Raw genomic sequence first — 12107 nt, forward strand, 5'->3', positions numbered from 1 at the left:
TTGCTTCGCCACGACTTTGCACACGATGAACGCACCCGAACCGCAGCCGCACGGCACGTTGATGATCCAGGGCACGACGTCCGACGCGGGCAAGAGCACGCTCGTCGCGGGCCTGTGCCGCCTCGCGCGCCGCGCGGGCGCGCGCGTCGCGCCGTTCAAGCCGCAGAACATGGCACTGAACAGCGCGGTGACTGCCGACGGCGGCGAGATCGGCCGCGCGCAGGCGCTGCAGGCGCTGGCCGCCGGCGTCGCGCCGCATACGGATTTCAATCCGGTGCTGCTGAAGCCGACGAGCGACCGCGGCGCGCAGGTGATCATTCACGGCAAGGCGCGCATGAACCTCGACGCGCGTGCTTACCACGACTACAAGCCGGTCGCGTTCGACGCGGTGCTCGAGTCGTACGCGCGGCTGCGCGCCGGCTACGACACGGTGCTCGTCGAAGGCGCGGGCAGCCCGGCCGAAATCAACCTGCGCGAAGGCGACATCGCGAACATGGGCTTCGCCGAGCGCGTCGACTGCCCGGTCGTGCTGGTGGCCGACATCGACCGCGGCGGCGTGTTCGCGCACCTGGTCGGCACGCTCGCGTGCCTGTCGGACAGCGAGCGCGCGCGCGTGCGCGGCTTCGTCATCAACCGCTTTCGCGGCGACATCAGGCTGCTCGAACCGGGCCTCGACTGGCTGCGCGCGCAGACGGGCAAGCCGGTATTCGGCGTGCTGCCGTACCTGCACGGGCTGATGCTCGATGCCGAGGACATGCTGCCGTCGCAGGCGCGCAGCGCCGCCGCGCGCGGCGATGCCGGCGTGCTGCGCGTGGTGGTGCCCGCGTTGCCGCGGATCAGCAACCATACCGATTTCGACCCGCTGCGCGCGCATCCGCAGGTCGAGTTCACGTACTGGAAGAGCGGCCCGCTGCCGGACGCCGACCTGCTGATCCTGCCCGGCTCGAAGAGCGTGCAGCGCGATCTCGCGTGGCTGCGCGACGCGGGCTGGGACGCGGTGATCCGCCGGCACCTGCGCTATGGCGGCAAGGTGATCGGCATCTGCGGCGGGATGCAGATGCTCGGCCGCACGCTGGACGATCCGCTCGGCCTCGAAGGGGCGCCCGGCAGCGTGGCGGGGCTCGGGTTGCTCGATTTCGACACGACGCTGCAGCCGGACAAGACGCTGAAGAACGTGACCGGGCAGCTCGCGCTGCCGGGCGCGGCCGCGGTGCACGGCTACGAGATCCACATGGGCGACACGCGCGGGCCCGCGCTCGCGGCGCCCGCGCTGGAACTGGCGGCGGGCGACGCACCGGGCGGCGTGCGCCCGGACGGCGCACGGTCGGCCGACGGGCAGATCCTCGCGACCTACGTGCACGGGCTGTTCGACGCGCCCGACGCGTGCGCGGCACTGCTCGCATGGGCGGGACTCGACGGCGCGGAACGCATCGACTATCCGGCGCTGCGCGAGGCGTCGCTGGAGCGGCTGGCCGATTCGTTCGCCGAGCATCTCGACCTGCGCGCGCTGTACGCCGAGTTCCGCTGACGCATGGCGTGCCGGCCTGGCATTTTGCGGCGGATCGCGTACAACTCAGATGGGCGGAGGTCCGCCCGAAGGAGCGCGACGATGAAGGGTCGATGGTGGTTGAGTGTGCTGCTCGCGGTGCTGCTGGGCGCGTCGGCGTTTGCGCACGCGTGCGATTCGTATGCACCGGGCGGCGGGCCGGCCGGTTCGGGCGACGCCGCCCAGGGCAAGAGCGGCGGCTGAGGTTCGCAGCGGGGGTGCTGGCATCGGGGCATGATCGGTCATGCCCTTTTTCATGATCCGATTCGTTCCATTCGGGAATCAGTTAAAGCCGGAATGCGTGTTTATTGGTCGAAACGATTCGAATAGAGTGCGATCCATTCCCATCCACTCACGAAGGAATTCGCCATGAACCCCAATCGCCTGAACGATCTCGGCGCGACGCTCCTGCGTGTCGCACTCGGCGTGCTGTACCTCGCGCACGTCGCGCAGAAGGTGTTCGTCTTCACGCTGCCCGGCACCGCGCAGTTTTTCGCGTCGATCGGCCTGCCGGGCTGGCTCGCGTATGTCACCACCGTCGTCGAACTGGCCGGCGGCCTCGCGCTGCTCGCGGGCTTCCGCGTGCGGATCGCCGCACTCGTGCTGCTGCCGTTCATGCTCGGCGCGGTGTCCGCGCATCTGCCGAACGGCTGGAGCTTCGCGTCGCCGAACGGCGGCTGGGAATACCCGGCGTTCTGGGCCGTCACGCTGGCCGTGCAGGCGCTGCTGGGCGGCGGTGCGTTCGCGCTCGGCGCACCGCGCGCCGCGACGCGGACCGCATAAACGGGGCGGGCTTCGGCGCAACCCGTTCCGGTGACACCCCGTTTGCCGATATCATCGCTCCCTGTATCCGCAATCGAGCGGCGCCTGCCAGGGCGGCAGGCGCCGCACGGCTTTTTCGGGGGAATTCATGACGGTCATCGTGGTGGCGAATCCGAAGGGCGGCGTGGGGAAGAGCACGCTGTCCACCAATCTTGCCGGCTATTTCGCGGCGCAGGGCGCATGGGTCGCGCTCGCCGATCTGGACCGGCAGCAGTCCGCGCATGCGTGGCTCGACCTGCGGCCGGCCGGCCTGCCGCCGATCGAGGCGTGGGAGCTCGACCCGGATGCGCCGTCGAAGCCGCCGCGCGGCCTCGAATATGCGGTGATCGACACGCCGGCCGGGCTGCACGGCAACCGGCTCAACGTCGCGCTGCAGCTCGCCGACAAGGTGATCGTGCCGCTGCAGCCGTCGATGTTCGATATTCTCGCGACCCAGCAGTTTCTGGAGCGCCTCGCCGGCGAGAAGGCCGTGCGCAAGGGCAGCGTCGAGGTCGGGATCGTCGGGATGCGGGTCGACGCGCGCACGCGCTCGTCCGACCAGCTGCACCGTTTCGTCGAAGGGCTCGGGCTGCCGGTGCTCGGCTACGTGCGCGACACGCAGAACTACGTGCAGATCGCCGCGCACGGCCTGACGCTGTGGGACGTCGCGAAGAGCCGCGTCGAGAAGGACCTCGAGCAGTGGCGGCCGATCGTCGAATGGGCGGAGCGCCGCGCGCCGAAAGCGGAGAAGGTCGCGAAGGCGTCCTGAGCGCGCGAGGCGGATGCGCGAGGCGAACCCGCGCGGCGCAGCCGGTCGAATTCGGTCGGTTCCCGCTCCAATGAAGAAGGGCCTGATGCGGCAGCGTGGCGGATCAGGCCCTTCGTACGTATGCGGGTGCGCGGCTTCGGCCGCCCCGGCGCGCGGCGCGCGCGGCAGCGATCCGGCGCGCCGCGACACACGCCGGCCGGCCGCGTGAATCACGGTCCAGTTTCTGCGTCGGCACGTGGTCGCGGTGGCCTTGATCTTTGTTGCCTTCGTCGATGAACACGAGCTTCGGCTTCCAGCCGGCCTGCAGCTCGGCTTCGTCGACCATCGCGAACGCCGCGATGATCACGAGGTCGCCGAGCTGCGCGCGGCGCGCGGCCGAGCCGTTCAGCGAGATCATCCCGCTGCCGCGCTCGCCCTTGATCGCGTAGGTCGAGAAGCGCTCGCCGTTGTTGATGTTCCAGATGTCGATCCGTTCGTTTTCGATCAGGCCCGCCGCTTCGAGCAGGTCTTCGTCGATCGCGCACGAGCCTTCGTAATGCAGCTCGCAGTGCGTGACGGCCGCGCGGTGGATCTTCGATTTGAGCATGTGGCGCTGCATGGTATCTCCGTGAGGCGTGTGAGGCGACGGCGGGCGGCCCGTCAGATTTCCAGGTTGTCGATCAGGCGCGTCGCGCCGAGCTTCGCGGCCGCGAGCACGACGAGCGGCTCGCCGGCTTCGAGCTCGGCGGCGCTCGGCGCGATCAGGTTCGCGCGGCGGCGGATCGCGATGTAGTCGGGCGCCCAGCCGCGCTCGGCCAGATGCGTGCGCGCGTGCTGCTCGAGCGTGCCGAGGTCGCGCTCGCCGCCGAGCACGCTGTCGCGCACGCGTTGCAGCGTCTTCGCGAGCTCGGGCGCTTCCTTGCGCTCGTCGGTCGTCAGATAGCGGTTGCGCGACGACAGCGCGAGGCCGTCCTCGTCGCGCACGGTCTCGGCCGCGATGATCTCCACCGGCAGCGCGAGCTGCTGGCACATGCGGCGCACGATCATCAGCTGCTGGTAATCCTTCTTGCCGAACACGGCGACGCGCGGCTGCACGCAGGACATCAGCTTGGTGACGACCGTGCACACGCCGGCGAAGAAGCCGGGGCGGAACTCGCCCTCGAGAATCCCGCCGAGGTCGTCGGGCGGCAGCACGCGGTACTCCTGCGGCTCCGGATACATGTCGCGCTCGGTCGGCGCGAACAGCACGTAGACGTTTTCCTTCTGCAGCTTCTCGATATCGTCCTGCAGCGTGCGCGGATATTTGTCGAAATCCTCGTTCGGGCCGAACTGCAGCCGGTTGACGAAGATGCTCGCCACGACCGGGTCGCCGTGCTGGCGCGCGAGGCGCATCAGCGACAGGTGACCTTCGTGCAGGTTGCCCATCGTCGGCACGAACGCCGTGCGGTTCTGTCCGCGCAACTGGTCGCGCAGTTCCTGGATCGAGCTGATGACTTTCATGATCGGGTAGCGGGTTCCTCGCGCAGGCGCGCGTTGGCGCCGCAACAGCGGCGTCGGGGTCGAAGCGGAGAACGCCGGCGCGCGGGCGGCGCATCGGGCGTCGGCGGATTGTAGAGGATTTGGCCGCCGGACGCATCGAAAAAAGTACGATCGTTCACTTTTTACGCGGGCGCGCCGCAGGCAGCCCGCGCGGGCGGGCCCGGCGGCGGGATGCGGCGTGTTTCGGTGTGCGGGGTGAGGCGGGGGCGGCGGGCGCCTTACGCGGGCAGGTACGCGAGGCGCACGTAGATCGGCGCGAACGGTTCGGGCTGCGTGATCTCGACGAGCGATTCGCGCGCGAGCTCGAGCATCGCGATGAAGTTCACGACCACGACCGGCACGCCGCGCGACGTGTCGAACAGGTCGGCGAACTCCATGAAGCGTGCGTTCTGCAGCTTGCGCAGGATCAGGCTCATGTGTTCGCGCACCGACAGCTCCTCGCGGGAGATCTTGTGGTGCTGGACGAGCTTCGCGCGCTTGAGCACGTCGGCCCACGCGGCGCGCAGGTCGTCCGAGTTCACGTCGGGAAAGCGCGGCGTGATGCTCTGCTCGATGTAGACCTCGGCGCGCAGGAAGTCGCGGCCGAGCTGCGGCAACTGGTCGAGACGTTGCGCGGCGAGCTTCATCTGCTCGTATTCGAGCAGGCGGCGCACGAGTTCCGCGCGCGGATCCTCGGCTTCCTCGCCGGTGTCGGCCTTCTTGACCGGCAACAGCATCCGCGACTTGATCTCGATCAGCATCGCGGCCATCAGCAGGTATTCGGCGGCCAGCTCGAGGTTCGACGTGCGGATCTGGTCGACGTAACCCAGATATTGCGCGGTGACCTGCGCCATCGGGATGTCGAGCACGTTGAAGTTCTGCTTGCGGATCAGGTACAGCAGCAGGTCGAGCGGGCCTTCGAACGTCTCGAGGAACACCTCGAGCGCATCGGGCGGGATGTAGAGGTCCTGCGGCAGCTTGAAGAGCGGCTCGCCGTACAGGCGTGCGAACGCCGCGACACCGTCGACCGTGTCGGGCGTCGAATCGGCGCCCGCGGGCGCGGCGATCGCGTCGTCCTGCCGGGCGGCGCTGGCCTCGTCGGCGGCGCTCACGTCGTCAGAAGTTCTGGTAGTAGACGTAGGACGTTTGCTTCACGCGCGATTCCTGCTGCTCGGCACGCTCGTCGAGGTCGATCGGCTGCTTGTCCCACAGCAGGGAGCGGCCCTTGCGCTGCTCTTCTTCGAGCGTCGGCTTCTGTTGCTTGAGCTGGTTCAGGAATTGCGTGACGTCGGACTGGTACGGCATGGCTTGGCTTTCCGTTTCGGGCGGCGCACGATGCGCCGGATTCGCGATGGCGGGATTTTACCGCATCGCGGGGAACAGCCGGCGGCAATCGCGCGTCGAATCCGCTGGCCGGTGCCCGCGGCGCGACCGGCCGGGCCCGTGCGCGCGTCGTTGCGCGCAAGCGTCAAAGAGGGGCCCGCGCGGGCAGGGCCGCCGCCCTGTGGTCAAATACAGGGTTTTCCACGGAATCACGACAACCGAGGGTGAGGTCATATTTGGCGGGTCACGCGAACCAGCAAGCACACACGACGCATGAGGCGAGCCCGCGCGCGGCCCGACACCCCGGTCGTCGCGCGCGGCGCGGCGCCGGTGCGGCGGTCCGGGCAGCCCTCGTCGGCTGTCTCGCCGCGTTCGTCGTGCTGCCGGCCTACGCGAAGTACGACGTCGACATCGACGCGCCGCGCTCGATCCGCAAGCTCCTCAAGACCCATCTCGACATCGCGCGCTTCGCGAAGCGCGACGACATCAGCGACGACCAGTTCGACTTCCTCGTGACCGCGACACCGCAGCAGGTGCGCGACCTGACCGCGACGGCCGGCTATTTTTCGCCGGTCGTACGCACCGACGTGCGCACGCGCGACGGCAAGCGTGACGTGCGCGTCGCCGTCGATCCGGGGCCGCAGACCGTCGTGTCGACGGTCGACCTGACGTTCAAGGGCCCGGTCGGTACCGAGGATCCGAAGCAGGAGGCCGCGACCCGCTTCGCGTTCTCGCTGAAGCCGGGCGACCCGTTCACGCAATCGGACTGGGACGTCGCGAAGGGCGCGGCGCTCAGGCAATTGCAGGCGCGCCGCTACCTGGGCGCGAAGATCGCGTCGTCGGAGGCGCGCATCGACCCGCGCACGCAGCGCGCGACGCTGGCCGTCACGTTCGACAGCGGCCCGACATTCACGATCGGCAAGGTCGATGTCGACGGCGTGCGCCGCTACCCGGAGAAGATCGTCACGAACGTCAATCCGCTGTCGGAAGGCGAGATCTACGACGTGCAGCGGATCACCGAGCTGCAGCGGCAACTGCAGAACACGCCGTACTACGCGAGCGTCGCGATCGACGTCGGCGACGATACGTCGAAGCCCGAGCGTACGCCCGTGCACGTGAAGGTCAGCGAGTTCCCGTACAACAACATTCGCGGCGGCGTCGGCTACGCGACCGATACGGGCCCGCACGTGCAGGGCTCCTACACGTATCTCGACACGTTCGGCGCCGCGTGGCCGTTCACCGTGTCGGGCCGGCTCGACCAGATCCAGCAGTACGGCCAGGTCCAGCTGTCGATGCCGCCCGGCGCGAAAGGGTGGACCAACAGCGTGCTCGCGTCGTACACGAACACCAACGTGTCGGACACGCGCATCTACAGCGCGCGGGTCGGCGTGCAGCGTACGCGCACCGGCCAGTTCATCGACTATGCGTACTCGCTGATGTTCTACCAGGACCGGCTCGACCAGAACGGCGCCGGCCCGACCACGAGCCGCGCGCTGGTGCCGCAGTGGGCATGGACGCGCCGCAACGTCGACGATCCGCTGTTCCCGCGCTCGGGCAACCTGATCCACGCGGAGGCCGGCTTCGCGATCAAGGGCGTGTTGACCGACCAGACCTTCATCCGCGGTTACGCGCGCGGCCAGCAGTACGTGCCGGTCGGCAAGCGCGACCTGTTCGTGTTCCGCGCGGAGCTCGGCGGCGTGTTCACGAGCGGCAGCTCGACCGGCGTGCCGGCATCGCTGCTGTTCCGCGCGGGCGGCTCGAACTCGGTGCGCGGCTACGGTTACCAGAGCATCGGCAACAGCGTCGCCGGCTCCGTGCTGCCGACCAAGTACCTGATGACGGGCACCGCCGAATACCAGCACTGGTTCAACCGCGACTGGGGCGCCGCGACCTTCTTCGACATCGGCACCGCGACCGATGCGTGGGGCGAGCGCGTGTTTTACCCGGGCGTCGGCATCGGCGCGCGCTGGCGCAGCCCCGTCGGCCCGATCAACGTCGACGTCGCGTACGGACTGCGCAACCACAGCGTGCGCCCGTACCTGACGCTCGGCATCGCCTTCTGACCTTGTTGCACGAGCCACGAACCGCATGACGAAGGACCCGAACGACACGCTGCCGCCGAACGATCCGGACTCGCCCGAGCGCGCGCCCGGTGCGCCGCCGCGCGGCCGCGGCGCGGGCGTGCGGGCCGATCGTCGCGTGGACGCTCGTGACGGCCGTGCTGCTCGTCCGTGCTGGCGGCCGGCTCGTGCTGGCCGCGGCGACGACCGAGCGCGGCACGCGGCTCGCGTGGCAGACGGCCGTCGCGTACTCGCGGCCGGCTGGCGGCACGCTGGACGGCCGCGCGCTCGCGACCGGCGTGCGCTGCGCGGCTTCGCATGGACGAGCCCCGGCGGCACGAGCACCGAAGTGCGGATCGACCGGCTCGAGGGCCGCTGGGTGCTGACCCGCGCGCCGTGGCGGCTGTCGGTCGCTTACCTGCGCGCGGGCACGGTCGACGTGCGGATCGTGCCGGGGCCGTCGAAGCCGGCCGCGACGCCGCAGGACCTGAGCCTGCCGCTGCAGTTGCGGATCGACGACCTGCGTGTCGGCCACCTGGCGATCCACGAAGGCGCCTCGACGACGCAGCTCGACCATCTCGCGCTGAACGGCCGCAGCGACGGCCGTCACCATGAACTCGCGCTCGACGGCGTCGACACGCCGTACGGCGCGCTGACCGCGCGCGCGAAGCTCGACGGCGTGAAGCCGTTCGCGCTGACGGGCAACGCGACCTACGTGGGCAAGGTGGCCAACGAAGCGGTCAACGCGAGCGCGAACGTATCGGGTTCGCTCGACGCGCTCGTCGCCGACGTCACCGCGAGCGGGATGAAACTGAACGGCCGCGCGCACGTCGAGGCCGCGCCGTTCGGCGCGGTGCCGCTCACGCGCGCGTCGCTCGCGTTCGATCACGTGAACCCGCAGGCGATCGCGCCGGGCGCGCCGGCCGCCGATCTCGCGGTGCGCGCGGAGCTGGCGCCCGTGACCGCGCCGGCCGGCACTGCCCCGGCGAAGGGGTTCGCGGTGACCGGCCCCGTGTCGATCGTCAACGCGAAGCCCGGCACGCTCGGCGAGCACCTGCTGCCGGTCGTCGACGCGCATGCGATCGTCAATCTCGACGCGCACGAGCAGCGAATCGACGGCCTCGGGCTGAAACTGATCCGCGACGGCAGCGTGACCGGCAACGGCACGCTGACGGGCGGCAAGGGCCGCTTCGACCTGAAGGTCGCGAATCTCGACCTGAACGCCTTCGTTGCCGAGTTGCGGCCGATGCGCCTGGGCGGGCCGCTCGGCGTGACGCTCGCCGGCGACGTGACGACCGTCGATTTCGACCTGAACGATCCGAAGCTCGCGCTCGGCGCGCGTGCGAAGGTCGCGCTGACGCCGCAGCAGACGGTGCTGACCGATGCACGCGTGACGGCGGGCAAGGGCCGCATCGACCTGACCGGCGTGTTCCGTCACGACGCGCATTCGAGCTACGACGCGAAGGCGACGCTGACCGCGTTCGATCCGCTGCTGCTCGCGGCGATGGGCGCGCCGAAGGCCGGTAGCGGCAAGCCGGCGGCAACAGTGGCCAAAACGGCGGCCAAAACAGCGACCAAAACCGCCGCCGCGGCCAAGGCGCCGGCCAGACGCGGCGAGACGCGCGTATCGGGCACGCTGACGGCATCCGGCGCGTTCGCGCCGCAGGTGTCGACGAAGGCGACCTTCAAGCTCGGCGACAGCCTGTACGACGGCGTGCCGCTGACCGGCGCGGGCGTCGTGCAGTTCGCCGGCTCGCGGATCCTGCCGAGCAATGCGACGCTGTCGATCGCGGGCAACCACGTCGACCTGCGCGGCAGTTTCGGCGCGCCGGGCGACCGGCTGCGCTTCGTCGTCGACGCGCCGGAACTCGACCGGCTCGGCTTCGGCGTGCAGGGGCTCGTGCAGGCGCAGGGCGAGCTGACCGGCAGCTTCGCGCATCCGAACGTGACGGCCACGTACAAGGCCCAGCACGTCGTGGTCGGCTCGAACCGGATCGGTGCCGCGCAGGGGCGCGCCGACATCCGCGACGGCGCGCACGGCGCGCTCGTATTCACGGCCGACGCGACCGACATCGCACTCGGTTCGCTGCAACTGAAATCGCTGCGCGCGAACCTCGACGGCACGCGCGCGAAGCACACGCTCGACGCGTCGGCGATGGGGACGGCCGGCGGCCGCGTGATCGACCTGACGCTCGCGGCGAACGGCGGCGTGGTCGAGAGCCGCGACGGAACGCGCTGGGACGGCACCGTCACGCGCCTCGCGAATCGCGGCACGCCGGCGGTGGCGCTGCAGGCGCCGCTTGCGGTGTCGGCCGGCGCCGGCCGCGTGACGCTCGGCGCGACGCGGCTCACGCTCGAAGGCGCGGCGATCGACCTGAAGTCGTTCGTGTTCGACCACGGCCAGATGCGCTCGGCGGGCGCCGTGCGCGATGCATCGGTCGCCCGTTTCCTCGAGATCCGCCAGGAACTGACGGGCCAGCGGCCGCCGGTGCGCACCGACGTCGTGCTCGATGCCGACTGGGATTTCTCGCTCGGCGCGAACGCGACGGGCTACGTGCAGGTGAAGCGGCGCGGCGGCGACGTGACGATCGAGACCGGGCGCGGTATCGCGTCGCTCGGGCTGACCGACCTGTCCGCGCGCGCGAGCTTTGCACCCGGCAACCGGCTCAACGTGGTGGCGCTCGCGAAGGCGAACCGGGTCGGCACGCTCGACGCGAACGTCACCGTGCCGTTCGCGCTGCGCGACGGCGTGTTCGGCGTCGTCGACGACGGCCCGCTGTCGGGCCGCATCGACGCCGACATTCCGTCGCTGAAGGCGACCGGCAACCTGTTCGGGCCGAGCTATCTGCTCGGCGGGCGCGCGGCGTTGAAGCTGACGGTCGCGGGCACGCCGGTGAAGCCGAACGTGTCGGGGATGCTGACGGGCGACGACCTGTCCGCGACGCTCGTCGATCAGGGCGTGCAGCTGAAGGACGGCATCGTGCGCGTGAAGCTCGCGGAGAACCTCGTCGAATTCCAGCAGGTCGAGTTCCATGGCGGCGACGGCACGCTGCGCGCGATCGGCCGCGTCCGTCTCGACGGCGCGGCGCCCGACCTGACCGCGAGCATCGTCGCGGACAAGCTCGAGCTGTTCGCGGCGCCGGATCGCAAGCTGTCGCTGTCGGGCAAGGCGACCGTCGCGAACGACGGGCCGCGCGGCGCACTGTCGATCGACGGCAAGTTCGTCGTCGACCGCGCGCTGTTCGACCTGCCGGAGGAGTCGGCGCCGCACCTGTCCGACGACGTCGTGATCGTGCGCCCGGACGGCACGGTGCGCGGCGACGTGCAGACCGGTACGGCGGCCGCGAAGCCGCAGAAGGTCGAGGACAAGCCGGCGCCGTCGCTCGCGCCGCGCGCGAACATCGACATCGGCCTGGGCAACAACTTCCGCTTCAAGGGCCACGGCGCGGATCTCGGCCTGCGCGGCACGATCACCGTGATGAGCGCGCCGGGCGTGCCGCTGCGCGCGGTCGGCAACGTGCGCGTGACGGAAGGCTCGACGTATACGTCGTTCGGCCGCAAGCTCGCGGTCGAGAACGGCTTCTTCACGTTCAACGGCCCGGTGTCGAATCCGGGCGTGAACATCCTCGCGATGCGGCGCAACCAGGAGGTCGAGGCCGGCGTGCAGGTCACCGGCACGATCCAGTCGCCGACGGTCAAGCTCGTGTCCGAGCCGAACGTCACCGACAACGAAAAGCTGTCGTGGCTGCTGTTCGGGCACGGCACCGACCAGGGCAACAACGTCGGCCAGCAGAACGCGATGACGGCCGCGCTCGGGCTGCTCGGCAGCGCGACCGGCAAGCGCGTCGCGCAGAGCATCGGTCTCGACGAATTCTCGATCGGCCGCAGCGACGTCGGCCTGACCGATGCGCAGGTCGTGCAGATCTCGAAGGCGATCAACGAACGCTTCGTGCTCGGTTACGAGCAAGGGCTGCAATCGGCGAGCAACGCGTTCAAGGCGACGATCAACCTGACGCGCTTCTGGTCGGTGTCCGCGTACGGCGGCACGTTCCAGGGCGTCGACCTGAACTACACGCGGCGTTTCGATCGCTGGTTCGGCCAGCGGTGACGA

Annotated in this window: 8 protein-coding genes and 2 pseudogenes; 6 read left to right on the top strand and 4 right to left on the bottom strand. The window is 70.0% G+C overall.

Annotation, left to right across the window (positions count from 1 at the left end; translation table 11 throughout):
- Positions 1-25 precede the first annotated feature (25 nt).
- From PL79_RS16050 to PL79_RS16060, 4 genes are all read left to right on the top strand, one after another.
- Positions 26-1528 (top strand): cobyric acid synthase, encoded by a 1503-nt coding sequence (locus PL79_RS16050; protein ID WP_044849224.1) that lies wholly within the window; start codon positions 26-28, stop codon positions 1526-1528.
- 81 nt (positions 1529-1609) lie between these two features.
- The gene (locus tag PL79_RS36150) at positions 1610-1750 is read left to right on the top strand and encodes a hypothetical protein (RefSeq protein WP_185500425.1); all 141 of its coding nucleotides are present in this window, start codon (positions 1610-1612) and stop codon (positions 1748-1750) included.
- A 165-nt stretch (positions 1751-1915) separates the two neighbouring features.
- Positions 1916-2329 (top strand): DoxX family protein, encoded by a 414-nt coding sequence (locus PL79_RS16055; RefSeq protein ID WP_044849223.1) that lies wholly within the window; start codon positions 1916-1918, stop codon positions 2327-2329.
- Between the two features lie 127 nt (positions 2330-2456).
- On the top strand, positions 2457-3116 hold the full coding sequence (locus PL79_RS16060; RefSeq protein WP_044849222.1) for a ParA family protein: 660 nt from the start codon (positions 2457-2459) through the stop codon (positions 3114-3116).
- 223 nt (positions 3117-3339) lie between these two features.
- Here PL79_RS16060 and panD read toward each other — a convergent pair.
- The 4 genes and pseudogenes from panD to PL79_RS16080 all read right to left on the bottom strand — a co-directional run.
- A pseudogene (gene panD / locus PL79_RS16065) lies at positions 3340-3714 on the bottom strand (aspartate 1-decarboxylase); the annotation flags it as partial.
- 41 nt (positions 3715-3755) lie between these two features.
- Positions 3756-4595 (bottom strand): pantoate--beta-alanine ligase, encoded by an 840-nt coding sequence (gene panC, locus PL79_RS16070; RefSeq protein WP_044849221.1) that lies wholly within the window; start codon positions 4593-4595, stop codon positions 3756-3758.
- Positions 4596-4852: 257 nt separating this feature from the next.
- Positions 4853-5725, bottom strand: a complete 873-nt coding sequence (locus tag PL79_RS16075; protein ID WP_044849220.1) for a segregation and condensation protein A — start codon at positions 5723-5725, stop codon at positions 4853-4855.
- 4 nt (positions 5726-5729) lie between these two features.
- The gene (locus PL79_RS16080; protein WP_044849219.1) at positions 5730-5918 is read right to left on the bottom strand and encodes a DUF3460 family protein; all 189 of its coding nucleotides are present in this window, start codon (positions 5916-5918) and stop codon (positions 5730-5732) included.
- 254 nt (positions 5919-6172) lie between these two features.
- On the opposite strand from PL79_RS16080, the gene PL79_RS16085 reads away from it, so the two are divergent.
- Positions 6173-7999, top strand: coding sequence for an autotransporter assembly complex protein TamA (locus tag PL79_RS16085; RefSeq protein WP_044849218.1), 1827 nt, complete (start codon positions 6173-6175; stop codon positions 7997-7999).
- A gap of 25 nt (positions 8000-8024) precedes the next feature.
- Positions 8025-12104 (top strand): annotated as a pseudogene (locus PL79_RS16090) (translocation/assembly module TamB domain-containing protein).
- Positions 12105-12107 lie beyond the last annotated feature (3 nt).

This window comes from Burkholderia sp. USMB20, assembly GCF_000949135.2.
In the GTDB taxonomy this organism is placed as follows: Bacteria; Pseudomonadota; Gammaproteobacteria; order Burkholderiales; family Burkholderiaceae; genus Burkholderia.

What these genes read in the sequence shown, in the direction of transcription:
- PL79_RS16050 (WP_044849224.1), top strand. Translation starts at nt 26, where the DNA reads ATGAACGCACCCGAACCGCAGCCGCACGGCACGTTGATGATCCAGGGC.
- PL79_RS36150 (WP_185500425.1), top strand. Translation starts at nt 1,610, where the DNA reads ATGAAGGGTCGATGGTGGTTGAGTGTGCTGCTCGCGGTGCTGCTGGGC.
- PL79_RS16055 (WP_044849223.1), top strand. Translation starts at nt 1,916, where the DNA reads ATGAACCCCAATCGCCTGAACGATCTCGGCGCGACGCTCCTGCGTGTC.
- PL79_RS16060 (WP_044849222.1), top strand. Translation starts at nt 2,457, where the DNA reads ATGACGGTCATCGTGGTGGCGAATCCGAAGGGCGGCGTGGGGAAGAGC.
- panC (WP_044849221.1), bottom strand. Translation starts at nt 4,595, where the DNA reads ATGAAAGTCATCAGCTCGATCCAGGAACTGCGCGACCAGTTGCGCGGA.
- PL79_RS16080 (WP_044849219.1), bottom strand. Translation starts at nt 5,918, where the DNA reads ATGCCGTACCAGTCCGACGTCACGCAATTCCTGAACCAGCTCAAGCAA.